The sequence below is a fragment of the Streptacidiphilus carbonis genome, from assembly GCF_000787775.1.
Taxonomy (GTDB): domain Bacteria; phylum Actinomycetota; class Actinomycetes; order Streptomycetales; family Streptomycetaceae; genus Streptacidiphilus; species Streptacidiphilus carbonis.
On the sequence record NZ_BBPM01000052.1, the window covers coordinates 35224 to 53630 of the forward strand.

1 pseudogene is annotated in these 18407 nt (G+C 74.4%); it reads right to left on the reverse strand.

Annotation, left to right across the window (positions count from 1 at the left end):
• Positions 1-19: 19 nt before the first annotated feature.
• Positions 20-18166: pseudogene (locus TR46_RS43795) on the reverse strand (type I polyketide synthase); the annotation flags it as partial.
• Between the last annotated feature and the right edge of the window lie 241 nt (positions 18167-18407).

The following is an 18407-nucleotide window of genomic DNA, read 5'->3' on the forward strand; positions in this document are numbered from 1 at the left end:
TCGACGCGGACGGCGGCCATCAGCGGAGATCCTCGGAGCCGGCCCGGTCGCGGGCGATCCTGATCAGGTCGGCCACGTCCATCTCCTCGATGCCCACGGCCTCCTCGTCCGGCCCCGGCTCTCCGTCCGTGGCACCGGCCAGCGCGAGAAGGGAGTCGAGCAGCCCGGCACTCCGCAACAGGCTGAGCGGGACCGACGACAGCACCTTCCGGAGCTCGGCCTCCTCGCCGTTCTCGGAGCCGCTGACGCCGAGCGTGGGGAGAAGCTCCGCCTTGAGGTATCGGGCCAGCCCGGCCGGGGTCGGATAGTCGAAGATCAGCGTGGCGGGCAGCCGCCGAGCGGTGGCCATCGACAGCCGGTTGCGCAGCTCGACCGCGGTCAGCGAGTCGAAGCCCAGGTCCGTAAAGGCTTGTTCGGCGCCGACGCTGTCCGCGGACTCGTGCCCGAGCACCGCCGCGACCTCGGCCCGGACCAGGTCGGTCAGGATCCGGTCCTGCTCGGCCGGGGTCTCGGCCGCCAGTCGCGTGATCAGTTCTCCCAGCGCGACCGGCTCTGGACCGGCACCGGCGGCCGGCACCAGCTCGCGGACGTCGGGCAGTTCCCGCAGCAGCGGAACCTGCCTCAGATCGCCCATCGCCGACGCCGCCAGGGCCCAGTCCACGTCCATCACACTCAGCACGCCGTCGGCGGCCCGCAGAGCCTGCCCCAGTACCCGCAGCGCCAGTTCGGGATCCATCGCCCGGAGCGGACCGCGCCCCACCCGGCCGCGGACCGTGGAGTCGGCCTCGGCCATCCCGCCGCCGGCCCACACCCCCCAGGCCACCGAGGTGCCCACCAGGCCGCGCCCGCGCCGGTTCTCGGCCAGGGCGTCCAGGAACGCGTTGGCCGCCGCGTAGTTGCCCTGCCCACCGCCACCGAACGTCGCGGTCGCGGACGAGAACAGCACGAACGCCGACAGGTCCTGATCGGCCGTCAACTCGTCGAGGTGGACCGCCCCACCGGCCTTCGGCGCCAGCACCCCGCCCAGCCGCGTCGCAGTCATGCCCTCCAGCACTCCGTCGTCCACCACGCCCGCGGTGTGCATCACCCCGGTCAGGGCAGGGCCGTCGGCGGCCATCCAGCTCAGCAGCCCGGCCACGTCGGTCCGTTGTGCGACGTCACCGGCCAGCACCGCCACCGCTGTTCCGCCTTCGGCCAGCCGCGCCGCCCGCCGGGCGACCCCGGGCGCTCCGGGACCGGAGCGGCTCCACAGCACCACCCGCGCCGTGCCCGACTCGCCCAGCCAGTCGGCCACCTGCCCGCCGATCGCCCCGGTTCCGCCGGTGACCAGCACGCTCCCCCGCGTGAGGTTCGTTCCGACGGGCGATCCGGACAGGCCGGCCGAACCCGCCACCCCGAGCGGACTGCGGGCCCGTACCAGCCGGCGGGCCAGAACGCCCGTCGCCCGTACGGCCACCTGGTCCTCGCCGCACCCTGCCAGCACCCCGGCCAGCCGAGCCGCGGCCCGGTCGTCCAGGACCGGCGGCAGATCGATCAGCCCGCCCCAACGGTCCGGATGCTCCAGGCCCACCACCCGGCCCAGCCCCCAGGCCTGGGCCTGGACCGGTCGGGTCAGCAGTTCCTGACTCCCGACCGCGACAGCGCCCCGGGTCAGCACCCACAGCGGCGCGGCGACGTCGGCGTCCCCCAGCGCCTGCACCAGGCCCACCGTCCCGGCCAGACCGGCCGACACCTCGGGGCAGTCGGCCAGCGGTGCCTCGTCCAGGGCGAGCAGGGACAGCACCCCGGCCACCGGCCCGGTCTGCACGTCGCCGATCCGGGCCGCCAGGGCGTCCCGGGTCGCCCCGGCGGCGACCGGGACCAGGACGGTCTCCGCCCCCGCAGCGGTCAGCGCCCGTACGCACTCCTCGGCCACGCCGAGGCCGGCCGGACCGGTGACCACCAGCCAGGTGCCGGTCGGTGCGGCCGATTCCGGGTCGGGGACCGGCGTCCAGGCGATCCGGTAGCGCCAGTCCGCGACTGCCGACTCCTCGCGGTCGCGCTGCCGCCAGGACGCCAGGACCGGCAGCACCTCGCTGAACGGCCGTTGCGCGTCCACATCCAGTGCGCCCGCCAGTGCGGCCAGATCGCCGTGCTCGACCGCGGCCCAGAACTGCGCCTCCGCCGCCGTGCCGCTACCCGCCGCGGTCGGGGTCGGAGCCGCCGCCGTCCCAGCCCAGAAGTGCTTGCGGGCGAAGGCGTAGGTCGGCAGCTCGATCTGCTGCCCGACGGGCAGGACCGCGGTCCAGTCCAGGTCGACTCCCCGGATGTGGGCGCGGCCGAGGGCGGTCAGCACCGAGGTCGAGGCCGACGTCTTGGGACGGAGCATCGGCACGAACTCCGTGTCGTCGCCCTGCCCGCTGTCGTCGGCGGCGGTGAGCGCTGTCGATCCCATCGCGGAGAGGGTTCCGTCCGGGCCGATCTCGATGAAGACCGAGACGCCCTGATCGGCCATCACCTGCACCGCGTCCGCGAACCGGACCGGCTGCCGGGCCTGGGCGGGCCAGTATCCGGCGTCCGGGGCCGTGATCTGAGCGCCCGTCAGGGATCCCACCCATGACACCGTCGGCGCTCGATGCTGCAGACGACCGGCCACAGCTCCCAGTTCGTCCAGCACCGGATCCATCCGGGCCGAGTGGAAGGCATGGCTCACCCGCAGCCGGCGCACCCGGCGTCCCCGCTCCCGCCACATCTCCACGAACGCGTCGACGGCAGCCTCGTCACCCGAGACGACCACGGACGTCGGCCCGTTCACCGCCGCCAGCGACACCCCCTCCACGTCCTCCAGGCCGGCCAGCACCTCGGCCTCACCCGCTTCGATCGCCGCCATCGCCCCGCCCAGCGGCAGCCCCTGCATCAGCCGGGCCCGGGCCGCCACCAGCGCGCAGGCGTCCTCAAGGCTCAGCACTCCCGCCGCGTGCGCCGCCGCGATCTCGCCCACCGAATGGCCGGCCACCGCATCCGGCACGATCCCGGCCGCAGCGAGGACGGCGAGCAGGCCGACCTCCATCGCGAACAGGCCGGTCTGGGCGAACACCGTCTGATCGGCCAGCGCCGCGTTCACGGGGTCGCCCGAGCCCGAGGAGCCGTTCAGACCACTCACATCGGGGGCGCTGAGCACGATGTCCCGGACGGCCAGCCCCAGCTCGGCCTCCAGCACATCGACGACCCGGTCGAACGCGGCCGCGAACACCGGGGACGCTGCGTACAACTCGCGTCCCATCCCGGCCCGTTGGGCCCCCTGGCCGGCGAACAGGAAGCCGACCCGGCTCGCCCGGCCGGTCGGGACCGCGCCCGCGAGCACATGGGCCGCCGACCTGCCCGCAGCCAGTGCCGTCGCACCTGACAGCAGCTCAGCCGGTCCGGCTCCCAGCACCACGGCGCGGTGCTCGAACACGGACCGGGTGGTGGCCAGCGACCAGCCCACATCGACCGGGTCCAGGCCCTCGCCGGCACGGACCCGACCCGCCAGCCGTCCCGCCTGCGCGGCGAGGGCGTCTGCCGTCCGGGCCGAGAGCAGCCACGCCAGGGGGGCGTCACGCAGCACTTCCGGCCGGTCGGCGATGCTTCCGGGCTGCGCCGGGGCTGCCGGATCACCCGGTGTCTCCTCGACGATGAGGTGGGCGTTGGTGCCGCTGATCCCGAACGCGGACACTCCGGCGCGGCGCGGACGCACGCCCGCCGGCCAGGGCGTCGGTTCGGTCAGCAGCCGGGCGTCGCCCTCGGCCCAGTCCACGTGCGGGGACGCCTGGTCCGCGTGCAGGGTGCGCGGCAGGACCTCGTTCTCCAGCGCCAGCACCATCTTGATCACACCCGCCACACCTGCGGCGGCGCCGGTGTGAGCGATGTTGGACTTCACCGATCCCAGCAGCACCGGTCGGCCCTCCGGCCGACCCTGCCCGTAGGTGGCCAGCAGCGCCTGCGCCTCGATCGGGTCCCCCAGCACCGTGCCGGTGCCGTGCGCCTCGACCGCGTCCACATCGCCGGCCCGCAGCCGAGCGTTGGCCAGGGCCGCCCGGATCACCCGCTGCTGGGAGGGACCGTTGGGCGCGGTGAGCCCGTTGGAGGCGCCGTCCTGGTTCACCGCGCTGCCGCGGACCACGGCCAGGATCCGGTGGCCGTTGCGCTGCGCGTCTGAGACTCGTTCCAGCAGCAGGATCCCGGCGCCCTCGCCCCAGCCGGTGCCGTCCGCCGAGGCGCTGAAGGACTTGCAACGGCCGTCGGACGCGAGCCCGCCCTGCCGGGAGAACTCGGTGAACAGCCCCGGCGTCGCCATCACCGTCGCGCCGCCCGCCAGTGCGAGCGTGCACTCGCCGGACCGCAGCGCCTGGCAGGCCAGGTGGATGGCGACGAGGGAGGAGGAGCAGGCCGTGTCCACGGTCACTGCCGGGCCCTCCAGCCCGAGGGCGTAGGACACCCGGCCGGAGATCACGCTGCCCGCGCTGCCGGTGATCCCGTAGCCCTCGCGGCCGATGCCGTACCAGGACCCGCCGTATCCGCCCGCGAAGACTCCGGTGGCGCTGCCCCGCAGGGTCGCCGGGTCGATCCCGGCGCGTTCCAGCGCCTCCCACGAGACCTCCAGCAGCAGCCGCTGCTGCGGGTCCATGGCGAGTGCCTCGCGGGGGCTGATCCCGAAGAACGCGGGGTCGAACTCGCCTGCGTCGTAGAGGAATCCGCCGAGTCGGGTGGTCGAGGAGGCCGCTCCGTCGGCACCGGCCGCGTAGACGGCGTCGGTGTCCCAGCCCCGGTCGGTCGGGAATCCGGCGACGGCGTCGGTGCCGTTCCGCAGCAGATCCCAGAAGTGGTCGGGGCTGTCGGCGCCGCCGGGGAACCGGCAGCCGATGCTCACGATCGCAATCGCCTCGTCCGGTGCCGCCGCGACCACAGCCGGAAGTTCGGGTCCCACTCCCTCAAGCTGTCCCGAACGTCCCTGCTGCTGGAGCTGGACGCGCAGCTGGGCGGCCAACACCGTCGGCGTCGGGTAGTCGAACACCAGGGTCACCGGCAGCTTCAGCCCGGTGACGGCGGCCAGCCGGTTGCGCAGCTCGACGGCGGTCAGCGAGTCGAACCCGACGTCCCGGAAAGCCCGTCCGCTCTCCATCATTTCGGCCGGGGCGTGTCCGAGCACGGCCGCGGCATGGGTGCGGATCAGGTCGGCCAGCGTGCGGTCCGCCTCGGCTCGGGACAGGCCGGCCAGTTGCGCCCGGAGCGCCTGACCCACCGTCCCGCTCGCCGCCACCGCGCGGTTGGACCCGCCGGACAGGGTCCGCAGCAGGGCCGGGACCAGGGCGTTGGTACCGGCCTGCGCGACCTGGGTGCGCAGAGCGGCCACATTGAGCCGGGCCGGGACCAGCAGGGCGTCGTCCAGGCCCAGGGCCTGGTCCAGCAGCGCCAGCCCTTCTTCGGCGGACATCGCGCCGACGCCGCCGCGGGTCATCCGCTCGCGGTCGCCGGCGCTGAGATGGCCGGTGAGACCGCTGGCGGCGGCCCACAGGCCCCAGGCCAGCGAGACCGCGGTGAGTCCGGTGCCGCGGCGGTGGGCGGCCAGAGCGTCCAGGAAGGCGTTCCCGGCCGCGTAGTTGCCCTGCCCGGCGGCGCCGAAGGTCGCGGCGGCCGAGGAGAACATGGCGAAGAAGTCGAGGTCGAGCCCGGCGGTGAGCCGGTGCAGGTGCCAGGCGGCGTCCGCCTTGGGCCGCATGACGGCGTCAATGCGGTCGGCGGTCAGCGAGTTGATGACGCCGTCGTCGAGCACCCCGGCGGCGTGCACCACCCCGGTCAAAGGGGTCCGCGCCGGGATCCGGTCCAGCAGCCCGGCCAGGGCGACCGGGTCGACGACATCGCAGGCGACGATCTGCACCTCGGCTCCCGCTTCGGCGAGGCCGGCGGCCACGCCCGCAGCGCCGACGGCCAGCGGGCCGCTGCGGCTGGCCAGCAGGAGTCGGCCGGCCCGGCCGGTCACCGCCAGGTGCCGGGCGACCAGACCGGCCAGGGTGCCGGTGCCACCGGTGATCAGCACGGTCCCGGCCGGATCGCGTGGCTTCGCCGGCGCGGGGGCAGCGGCCGGGCGGACCAGCCTGCGTCCGTAACCACGGCCGGCCCGGATCGCCAGCTCGGGTTCGCCCGAGCCGAGAGCGGCGGCGAGCACACCGATCGCCGCAGCGGTCTCCTCGCACGCAGCGGTCTCGTCGCCCGCAGCGGTCGAGGCGGGCGGCAGGTCGGCGAGGATCAGCCGGTCCGGGTGCTCGGACTGCGCAGAGCGGACCAGGCCCCAGGCAGCGGCGGCCGGAAGGTCCGTCACCGCGTCGCCGGGCCGGGTGGCGACCGCCCCGCGGCTGACGACGACCAACCGGGCCTCGTCCAGGGTGTCCAGCGCCAGCCACTGCTGGACCAGCTCCAGCACCTGGACGGTGGTCCGGCGCGCGGCCTCAGCCATGCCCTCGTCATCGACAGCTTCGTCACCGATGCAGGCCAGCACCAGTTCCGGGCGCGGTCGGTCCGGATCGCCGGATTCGAGCGCCTCGACCAGCGCGGTGAGGTCAGGGTGCGCTTCCACGTCGACCCCGGACGCAGCCAGTGAGCCGGCGAGGCCCAACCGGTCGGCACCGATGAGGGCCCAGCGACCGGCCGAGGCGGCCACCGGAACCGGCACGGGTACCCAGTCCACGCCGAACATCGCGTCACGCAGCCGGTCGGCGCCGGTCCGCAGCCTCTCGGACGGGACCGGACGCAGCGTCAGGGACTCCACCGTCAGTTCTGGCGTGCCCGTGGCGTCGACCGCGACCAGCGACAGCCGTCCGTCGGCGGAACGGCTCAGCCGGGCGCGCAGTGTCGAGGCACCGGCGGAGTGCAGGGTCATCCCGGTCCAGCCGGACGGGAGCATGGTCTCGGCCGGACCTGCGGTCGGCCAGCCGTCCCCGGCGACGGCGACGGCATCCAGGAGTGCGGCCGACAGCGCCGGGTGCAGCCCGAACGTCGCCGAGCCGGAGCCGTCGGGAAGGGTGATTTCGGCGAGGAGGTCGTTGCCGTCCCGCCAGGCGAACCTGAGCGGGCCGTCGGCGGCGCCATCACTGTCGATCAGCGGAACCGAGTCCGGCGGCGGCCAACTCGCGAAGGCGGCGGCGAGGGCCGGGTCGGCCGGTCGGTCCGGGGCGAGTCGGCCCTGGGCATAGCGGGTCCAGGGTTCGTCGGACTGCGCGCGTCGGGCGTAGATCTCGACCGTCCGCTGCCCGTCGCTGTCCGGATCGCCCACGGCGGCCTGGACCTGCAGCGGCGCACCGGCCGCGATCACCAGCGGCGGCCCGGGGACGAGTTCGGCGATCCTGGGGCAGCCGACCTGGTAGCCGGCCACCACCGCGAGTTCGGTGAGGACGGTCGCGGCCGCCGCCGGTTCGGCCAGCCACGGCTGCTCGGCCAGGCTGAGCCGCCCGGTGATGACCAGCCCCTCGGCGTCGGCGAGTTCGACCGCCGCGCCGAGCAGCGGGTGGCCGACCGGGTCGAGCCCGGCCGAGCTCACATCCCCGGCGCCGGAGCCGGTCGGGCGGTACCAGTACCGCTCGTGTTGGAAGGCGTAGGTCGGCAGCGCGATCCGGCGCGCGGCCGGAAGGACCTTGGCCCAGTCGACGACGACGCCGTACGCGTGCACTTCGGCGAGGGCGGCCAGGACCCGGTCCGGGCCACCGTCCTCCCGCCGCAGGGTGCCGGTGACCACCAGCGACCGCTGGTCGGGGTCGGAGTCGGAGTCGGAGTCGTCCAGGGTGGCCTGGACCGCGGTCGTGAGCACCGGATGCGCCGAGGTCTCGACGAACACCGTGTGCCCTGCGTCGCCCAGCACTCGGACGGCGTCAGCGAACTGGACCGGGGCGCGCAGGCTGGCGTACCAGTAGTCGGCGTCGGCGTCGGTGCCCGCCAGGATCTCGCCGGTCATGGCCGACACCATGGGCACCCGCCCGGCCCGGGGAGTGATCGGCGCCAGCAACTCGAGGATCTCCTCGCGGAGTTCCTCGACCTGCGGGCCGTGGGAGGCGTAGTCGACCGGGAGCCGACGAGCCCGGATCCCGGCCGCCTCGCACTCGGCGGCGAGTTGGTCCAGGGCCTCCGGGACGCCGGAGACGACGGTGGCGTCCGGTCCGTTGACCGCGGCGATGTCCACCAGGCCGGCCCAACGGCCCAGCCGGACCGCGACCGCCTCGGCGGACTCGGCCAGCGACAGCATGCCGCCGCGCCCGGACAGCGCGGTCAGCGCACGGCTGCGCAGCGCCACGATCCTGGCCGCGTCCTCCAGGCTGAGGATCCCGGCCACGCAGGCGGCGGCGATCTCACCCTGGGAGTGCCCAAGCACGGCGTCCGGGTGCACGCCGGCGGCCTGCCACACCGCCGCCAGCGACACCATCACCGCCCACAGGGCCGGCTGGACCACGTCGACCCGGTCCAGGCCGGGCGCGCCCTCCCTGCCGTTGAGCACGTCGTCCAGGGACCAGTCCACAAAGGCCGACAGGGCCAGCTCGCACTCGGCCAGCCGGGCCGCGAACACCGGCGAAGCCGCGGCCAGCTCCCGGCCCATGCCGACCCACTGCGACCCCTGCCCCGGGAAGACGAAGACCACCCGGCCGTTGCCGCCACCGGCCGGGACCGTCCCGGTCACGGCCGAGGCCGTCGGCAGGCCGCTTGCGACCGCTGTCAGCCCGGAGAGCAGTTCCTCCCGGCTCTGCCCCAGGACGACGGCCCGGTGCTCGAACACCGACCGGGTGGTGGCCAGCGACCACCCGATCTCCGCGCCATCGGCCGACCTGGCGGTCGCGTCGGTGCCCAGGAAGTCGGTCAGCCGGGCCGCCTGCTCGGCCAGACCGGCAGCGGTGCGCCCGGACACCAGCCAGGCCGTACCGCTCGACAGCACCGACGGCGCGGTCGGCTCGGGGCTCTCGGCCGGGGGTGCGGCCTCCTCGATGATGACGTGGGCGTTGGTGCCGCTGATCCCGAACGAGGACACCCCGGCGCGCCGCACCCGTCCGTTCACCGGCCACGGCCTGGCCTCGGCCAGCAGCTCGACGGCACCGGCCTCCCAGTCGATGTTCTGCGCCGGCTGGTCCGCGTGCAGGCTGAGCGGCAGCTCCTGGTGCTGGAGCGCCAGCACCATCTTCATCACGCCGGCCGCTCCAGCCGCGCTCTGGGTGTGGCCCAGGTTGGACTTCACCGAGCCCAGCCACAAAGGACGATCCTGCGGCCGGTTCTGACCGTAGGTCGCCAGCAGTGCCTGTGCCTCGATCGGGTCACCCAGCGTCGTGCCGGTTCCGTGCGCCTCCACCACGTCGATGTCCGCGGCCGACAATTCGGCGTTGGCCAGCGCGGCCCGGATCACCCGTTGCTGGGACGGACCGTTCGGCGCCGTCAGCCCGTTCGACGCGCCGTCCTGGTTCACCGCGCTGCCACGGACCACCGCCAGCACCGGGTGTCCGTTGCGGCGGGCGTCCGACAGCCGCTCCAGCAGGATCAGCCCGGCGCCCTCGGCCATGCCCATGCCGTCCGCCGAAGCCGAGAACGCCTTGCAGCGCCCGTCCTCGGCAAGGCCGCGCTGCCGGGAGAAGCCGACCAGCGCCCCCGGTGTCGCCATGACGGTGACGCCACCCGCAAGGGCCAGCGAGCACTCCCCCGACCTCAGGGCGGAGGCAGCCAGGTGCAGGGCGACCAGCGCCGAGGAGCAGGCGGTGTCGACAGTGACCGCCGGGCCCTCCAGGCCCAGGGTGTAGGAGACCCGTCCCGAGATCACGCTGGTCGAGGCCCCGGTCATCAGGTGCCCCTCGGAGCCACCGCCACCGGACGCCCCGTAGCCCCAGGACGATCCGCCGGCGAAGACCCCGGTCTGCGATCCCCGCAGGCTGACCGGGTCGATTCCGGCCCGCTCCAGGACCTCCCAGGAGATCTCCAGGAGCAGTCGCTGCTGCGGGTCCATGGCTCGGGCCTCGCGCGGGCTGATCCCGAAGAAGCCGGGGTCGAACTCGGCGGCGTCGTGCACGAATCCGCCCGAACGGGCGTAGGACGTACCGGCCTTGTCCGGATCGGGGTCGTAGAGGGCCTCCAGGTTCCAGCCGCGGTCGTCCGGCAGGTGGGTGATCGCGTCGCGGCCTGCGGAGAGCAACTCCCACAGTCCTTCGGGGTCGTGGATGCCGCCGGGGAAGCGGCAGCCCATCCCCACGATGGCGATCGGCTCTCCCGCCTCCGCCGCGCTGACCGCCGGCGCGGACACGTCCTGGACCAGCACGCCGAGCAGCTCCGCCGCGAGGTGTCCGGCCAGGACGGCTGTCGTCGGATAGTCGAAGACCAGGGTGGCCGGCAGCCGCAGCCCAGTGGCCTCGTTCAGCCGGTTGCGCAGGTCGACCGCGGTGAGTGAGTCGAAGCCCAGATCGCTGAAGGCCCGGCCGGGTTCGATCTGATCCGGCGACGCGTGCCCGAGCGCCGCCGCGACATGGGTGCGGACCAACTGGACCAGCATCCGGTCGCGTTCGGCCACCGGCACCCGGGCCAGCTGCTGCCGCAACGCTCCCGACCCGGCACCGGCGTTGACCGCCGAGGCGACCCCGGTACGGATCGGACCGGCCAGCCCGTGCAGCAGCAGCGGCAGCGCTGCGCCGCGGGCGGCCGCCACCCGGAGCCCGGCGACGTCCAGCCGGAACGGAACCAGCAGGGCCTCGTCGCGGCCGAGGGCCGCGTCGAACACGGCCAGGCCCTCTTCTGCGCCCAGTTCGGCGGTGCCGCTGCCGGTGGCCCGGGCCAGCAGGCCCTGGCTCAGGTTCCGGCCGATCCCGGCCCCGGCGACCCAGGCTCCCCAGGCCAGCGAGAGGCCGGGCAGGCCCAGCGCCCTGCGGTGGCCGGCCAAGCCGTCCAGGAAGGCGTTACCGGCCGCATAGTTGCCCTGGCCGCCGCCACCGAAGGTCGCCGCGGCGGACGAGAACATGACGAACAGGTCCAGCTCTTGACCCTTGGTCAGCTCGTGCAGGATCCAGGCCGCATCGGTCTTGGGTCGCATCACCGCGTCGACCTGCCCCGGGGTCAGCGACCCGATCACGCCGTCGTCGACGATCCCCGCGGTGTGGACGACGCCGGTCAGCGGGCATGTCCCGGGGAGCCCCGCCAGCAGTCCGCCGACGGCGTCGCGGTCGGCGGCATCGGCCGCCGATATCCGCACATCGGCGCCGGCTTCGGCGAGTTCGGCGGCCAGGACGGCGACCCCGTCGGCAGCCGGACCCGAGCGGCTGACCAGCAGCAGCAGCCGGGCCCGGCCGGTGACCACAAGATGACGGGCCGTCAATCCGGCCAGTGTGCCGGTGCCACCGGTGATCAGCACCGCACCGGGGTCCCGGACGGCTGCATCGTCACCTTCGGTCGGATCGGCCGGGCGGACCAGGCGACGTCCGTGCAGACGCTGGTCCCGAACGGCCAACTCCGGTTCCGCGGAGCCGAACGCCCCGGTCAGCACACCCATCGGGTCCGGGGATTCGTGGGTGGGCAGGTCGACCAGTACCAGGCGGCCGGGGTTCTCCGACTGCGCGGAGCGCAGCAGACCCCAGACCGCCGCGGCCCCCAGGTCGGTCACACCTTCACCTGCCCGCGCCGCGACCGCTCCACGGGTGACGACCACCAACCGGCTGTCGGCGAGTGACTCCAGCGTCATCCACTGCTGCACCAGGAGCAGCACCTCGTTGGTGAGCCGCCGGGCCGCCTGCCCCTGGTTGAAGCCGTCGCGCTCACCGACTTCGCCGGTATCGACAGCGACCAGCAGCACCTCGGGTACCGGATCACCGGTGTCGGCCAGCGCGGGCAGGTCCGGGTAGGCAGCCGGCTCCGCTCCGGCAGCGGTCAGACCCTCGACCAAGCCGAGGGTGTCGCTGCCGACGACGGCGCAACGCCCGGCAGCAGCCGTCGGTTTCGCGCTCGGGACCGGTACCCACTCCACAGCGAACAGCGCGTCCCGCACCACCTGTTCGGCTCCCGAAGGGTGAGCCGCCACCGGCCGCAGCACCAGCGACCCGACGGAGACGACGGCCGACCCGGCGCCGTCGACCGCCAGCAGCGACACCGCCCCGCTCGCGTCCTGCCGCAGCCGGGCTCGCAGCCTCGTGGCACCCGCCGCATACAGCGACACATCCGACCAGACGAACGGCATCCGCGGCCCCGCGTCGGCCGACGCCGTCAGCCAGACCGCCTGTAGTACGGCGTCGAGCAGGGCCGGGTGCAGACCGAAGGCCGCCGCACCGGTGTCGGCCCGGTCCGGCAGCGCCACCTCGGCGAAGACGTCGCCGCCGCGCTGCCAGGCGGCGTTCAGGCCCTGGAACGCGGGGCCGAAACCCTGTCCGGCCGCCGCCAGCGATTCATAGAGACCGTCAACTCCCAGCGGGGTGGCGCCTTCCGGCGGCCAGACCGCGAAATCGGCCGGATCCGGAGCTGCCGCCGGATCGGTGGGGCCCACCCGCCCGGCGGCATGCCGGATCCACCCGGTGCCGGCGTCCTGCAACCGGGCGAAGATCTCCAACTCTCGCAGGCCGTCCTGGTCCGGGCCGCCCACCGTGACCTGGACCTGCATCTCCGTGTCCGGGAGCAGGATCAGCGGGGCGGCCAGGGTCAGCTCGTCGATCGTGGTGCAGCCGACCAGGTGTCCGGCCACCACCGCCAGCTCCACATAGCCCGTTCCGGGGAAGAACGCCGTCCCGCCCAGAACGTGATCGGCCAGCCACGGCTGGGTCCGCGCCGAGAGCCGTCCGGTGATCACCAGGCCGTCGCCGTCGGCCAGTTCGACCGCCGCGCCGAGCAGCGGATGGCCGACCGAGCTCAGTCCGGCCGCGCGCAGATCCCCTGCTCCCGCCGCCTGCGGCAGCGGCCAGAACCGCTGGTGTTGGAACGCATAGGTGGGCAGGTCGACCCGGTTCCCGCCGGCCAGCACCGCGGGCCAGTCGACGGCGACACCGCGAACGTGGACCTCGGCCAGCGAGGCCAGCATCCGGTCGGTGCCGCCGTCGTCACGGCGCAGCGTCCCGGCGACGACCGGTGTCGATCCGGGCCGGGCTCCGCCGTCGGCTTCGGCGGCCTCCAAGGTCGCGCCGACGGCCGCGGTGAGAACCGGGTGGGCCGACACCTCGATGAAGACCCCGTACCCGCCCTGACGCAGCTCCCTGATCGCGCGGTCGAAGCGGACGGACCCGCGCAGACTCGCGTACCAGTACTCCGCGTCGGCCTCGGGTCCGGCCAACTGCTCGCCGGTCAGTGCGGACATCATCGGCAGGGTGGCCGGCTGCGGGCTGATCCCGTCCAGCAGCCGCAGCACCTCGTCCCGTATGTCGTCCACCTGCGGGCCGTGCGAGGCGTAGTCGACCGGCAGCATCCGGGCCCGGACACCGTCGCGCTCGCAGGCGGCCAGCAACTCCCGCAGCGCATCGTGGTCGCCCGAGACGACGGTCGCCTCCGGGCCGTTGACGGCCGCGACCGCGATCCGGTCGCCGTACTGGACCAACCGGGCCTCGACCAGGTCCACGGGCTCGGCGACCGAGAGCATGCCGCCGCGACCGGAGAGCACGGTCAGCGCCTGGCTGCGCAGTGCCACCACCTTCGCGGCGTCGTCCAGGCCGAGGATTCCGGCGACCACGGCGGCGGCGATCTCGCCCTGGCTGTGGCCGACCACCGCGTCCGGCCGCACCCCGGCGGCCTGCCAGACCGCGGCCAGGGACACCATCACCGCCCACAGCACCGGCTGCACGATGTCGACTCGGTCCAGCCCGGGCGCGCCCTCCGCGCCGTCCAGAACCTCGGTCAGGGACCAGGTGACGTAGGGACGCAGCGCCTGCTCGCACTCAGCCAGTCGAGCGGCGAAGACCGGGTCGGTGAGGGCGAGTTCGCGTCCCATGCCGGCCCACTGCGAGCCCTGGCCGGGGAAGACGAAGACGGTCGGACCGGCAGCGGCGGCCACGCCGGTGACCTGGCCGGCGGCCGGCTGGCCGGCCGCCACCGCGGACAGGCCGCTCAGCAGGTCGTCACGGGTCGCCCCGAGGACGACGGCGCGGTGCTCGAACGTGGTCCGGGTGGCGGCCAGGGACCAGCCGACGTCGGCCGGGTCCAGCTCCGGGTCGGCGCTGACCCGCGCGATCAGGCGCTCGGCCTGCGCGGCCAGGCCGTCCCGGGTCTGCGCGGAGACGGGCCACGCCGTCGTCGGGGACGAGGACGGGGCGAGGGACACAGCCGGGACGGCGGTGTCCACCGGCGGGTCCTGGAGGATCAGGTGGGCGTTGGTGCCGCTGATGCCGAAGGAGGAGATGCCGGCCCGGCGCGGTCGGCCGTTCGCCGGCCAGGGCACCGGCTCGGTGAGCAGCCGGACGTCGCCCATGGTCCAGTCGATGTGCGCGGACGGCTCTGCGGCGTGCAGGGTGACCGGCAGCTCGCTGTGCTGCAGGGCGAGGACCATCTTCATCACCCCGGCCACGCCGGCGGCCTGCTGGGCGTGACCGATGTTGGACTTCACCGAACCCAGCCACAGCGGACGACCCTCGGGCCGGTCCTGGCCGTAGGTGGCCAGCAGGGCCTGCGCCTCGATCGGGTCGCCCAGCGTCGTACCGGTGCCGTGCGCCTCGACGGCGTCCACATCGGCGGCGGAGAGTCCGGCGCTTGCCAGCGCCGCCCGGATCACCCGCTGCTGCGAGGGACCGTTCGGCGCGGTCAGCCCGTTGGAGGCGCCGTCCTGGTTGATCGCGCTGCCGGCCAGCACGGCCAGGACCGGGTGGCCGTTCCGGCGGGCGTCGGAGAGGCGTTCCAGAACCACCATCCCGGAGCCCTCTCCGAGCCCCATCCCGTCGGCGCCGGCGGAGAACGCCTTGGACCGGCCGTCGGCGGCGAGGGCCCGCTGCTGGGCGAAGCTGAGGAACTCGGCCGCGTCGACCATGATCATCACACCGCCGGCCAGCGCCAGCGTGCACTCCCCGGTCCGCAGCGCGGCTGCGGCCAGGTGCAGCGCGACCAGGGACGAGGAGCAGGCCGTGTCGACCGTCACCGCCGGGCCCTCCAGCCCGAGGGTGTAGCAGACCCGGCCCGAGATCACGCTGGGGACGTTCCCGGTGAGCAGGTGCCCCTCGGCACCGTCGCCGGTCACGCCCAGGGCCGAGTACCCGGACGCGGCGGCGCCGACGTAGACGCCGGTCATCGAGCCGCGAAGCGAGGTCGGATCGATGCCGGCGTGTTCCAGCGCCTCCCAGGAGGTCTCCAGCAGCAGCCGCTGCTGCGGGTCCATGGCGATGGCCTCGCGCGGGCTGATCCGGAAGAACGCCGGGTCGAACTCGCCCGCGCCGTCCACGAATCCGCCCTCGTCGGTGTAGGAGGTGCCGGGATTCTCCGGGTCCGGGTCGAAGATGGCGGCGGTGTCCCAGCCCCGGTCGACGGGGAACCGGGAGATCTGGTCCGCGCCGGTGCTGAGCATCCGCCACAGGTCGTCGGGTGTGTCCACGCCGCCGGGGAACCGGCAGCCCATGCCGACGATGGCGATCGGATCGCCGGTCACCGCGGTCACCGGGGTCAAGGCGGCCGCCGCACCGACGCCGACCAACTGGTCGCCGAGGTGACCGGCCAGTGCGCCCGGGGTGGGGTAGTCGAAGACGAGGGTGGTGGCCAGCCGCAGGCCGGTGGCCGCGTTCAGGCGGTTGCGCAGTTCGACTGCGGTGAGCGAGTCGAATCCGAGCTCGACGAAGGGCCGGTCCGGATCGATCACGTCCGGGGAGGCGTGCCCCAGCACGGCGGCGACATGGGTGCGGACCAGCTGGGTGAGCATGCGGTCGCGGTCGGCCGCCGACACCCGGGCCAGTTGCTGATGCAGAGCACTCGACCCGCCGCCGGTGTTCGCGGCCGACGCGACGCCCGGACGGACCGGTCCGGCCAGTGCCTGCAACAGTGGCGGCAGCACCCCGCCCCGGGCAGCCGCGGTCCGCAGAGCCGCGACGTCCAGCCGGAACGGGACCAGCAGCGCCTCCTCCCGGCCCAACGCCCGGTCGAGCAGGAGCAGGCCCTCCTCGGCCCCCAATTCGGCGGTGCCGCTGCCGGTGGCGCGGGCCAGCAGGCCCTTGCTCAGGTTCCGGCCGATTCCGGCCCCGGCGACCCACGAACCCCAGGCCAGTGACAGGCCGGGCAGCCCGAGCGCCCGGCGGTGGGCGGCCAGCCCGTCCAGGAAGGCGTTACCGGCCGTGTAGTTGCCCTGGCCGGGCCCACCGAAGGTGGCGGCGGCCGAGGAGAACAGCACGAACAGGTCCAGGTCCTGACCCTCGGTCAACTGATGCAGGATCCAGGCGGGATCGGTCTTCGGCCGCATCACCCCCTCGATGCGCTCGGGGGTGAGCGATCCGATCACGCCGTCGTCGACGATCCCGGCGGTGTGGACGACGCCGGTCAGCGGGCACGTCCCGGGGAGCCCGGCCAGCAGGCCGGCCATAGCGTCGCGATCAGCGGCGTCGGCCGCAGCGATCCGCACCTCGGCGCCGGTCTCGGCGAGTTCGGCGGCCAGGACGGCTGCCCCGGCCGCGGCCGGACCGGAGCGGCTGACCAGCAGCAGCTGCCGGGCCCGGCCGGAGGCCACGAGATGACGAGCCGTCAGCCCTGCAAGGGTTCCGGTACCGCCGGTGATCAGCACCGTCCCGGGGATCCGCACGGCTGTGTCGGGCTCGGTCGACGGCGGGACGGCAGCCGCACGGACCAGGCGACGTCCGTGAGCCCGCTGCTCCCGGATCGCCAGTTCCGGTTCCGCCGAGCCCAGCGCACCGGCCAGCACCCCGACCGAGACCGACGGCTCCGATGTCCCGTCGGCGTCCTCGCCTGCGGGCAGATCGACCAGGACGAACCGGCCGGGATTCTCCGACTGCGCCGACCGCAGCAGCCCCCAGACCGCCGCCGCCCCGAGGTCGACCACGTCCTCGCCCGGCAGCGCCGCGACCGCCCCACGGGTGACGAGGACCAGACGGCCGTCGAGCAGCGGCTCCGAGGCCAGCCAGTGCTGCGCCGCCTCCAGTGCCTCGACCGTGAGCCGCCGGGCCGCCGACGCCTGGTCACCGTCGGCGGACATCCCGCTCTCGATCCCGACCAGCACCGCTTCGGGCATGAGGTCACCGGACTCGGCCGCCGCCGTGAGCGATGCCAGGTCCGGGTAGAGGGTGAGTTCCACCCCGGCCCCGGCCAGCCCTGCGGCCAGGCCCAGGGAGTCGGTGCCGACCACGCCCCAGCGCCCGACTGGTGCCGCCGACACCGGAACCGGGACCCACTCCACGCCGAACAGCGCGTCCCGCAGCGCGTTTCCGGCCGTCTGTGCCGACTCGGCCGCCACCGGACACAGTTCCAGCGCTCCGACGGAGACGACCGGCGCCCCGGCACCGTCGACCGCCAGCAGCGAAACCGCGCCGTTCGGGTCCTGCCGCAGCCGGGCCCGCAGCCTCGTCGCACCCGCCGCGTACAGCGACACATCCGACCACAGGTAGGGCATCCGCAGGCCCGCTTCGGCTGACGGCGTCAGCCGGACCGCCTGCAGCGCGGCGTCCAGAACGGCCGGGTGCAACCCGAAGACCGCCGCGCTGCCTGCCGCCTGCTCGGGCAGCGCCACCTCCGCGAAGATGTCGTCGCCGCGTCGCCAGACCGCGTCGACTCCCTGAAAGGTCGGGCCGATGCCCTGCCCGGCCGCCGCCAGCGTTTCGTACAGGCCGTCGAGCGGGACCGGATCGGCGCCCGCCGGCGGCCAGACTGCGAAGTCGTCGGCGTCCGCATCGGCCGGTGTCACCACGCCGACCCGTCCGGTCGCGTGCCGGGTCCATTCGCCCCCGAGGTCCGCCGGCCGGGCGAAGATCTCCACCTGGCGCAGACCGTCCTGGTCCGGGTCACCCACGGTGACCTGGATCTGCACCTCCTCGTCGGAGAGCAGCAACAGCGGGGCACTCAGGGTCAGTTCGTCGATCCGGGTGCAGCCGACCAGGTGTCCGGCGACGGCCGCCAGTTCCACGTAGCCGGTCCCGGGGAAGTACGCGGTCCCACCGACCAGGTGATCGCCCAGCCAGGGCTGCGCTGCCAGCGACAGCTGCCCGGTCAGCACCAGCCCATCACCGTCGGCGAGTTCCACTGCGGCGCCGAGTAGCGGATGCCCGACCGAGTTCAGGCCGGCCGACCGCAGATTCCCCACGCCTCCGGCAAGCGACGACGGCCAGTAGCGCTGGTGCTGGAAGGCGTAGGTGGGCAGGTCGACCCGGGCTCCCGTCGGCAGAACCGACGGCCAGTCGACGGGAACGCCGTGCACGTGGACCTCGGCCAGGGAGGCCAGCAAACGGGCCGGCCCACCGTCGTCGCGGCGCAGCGTCCCGGTGGCCACCGGG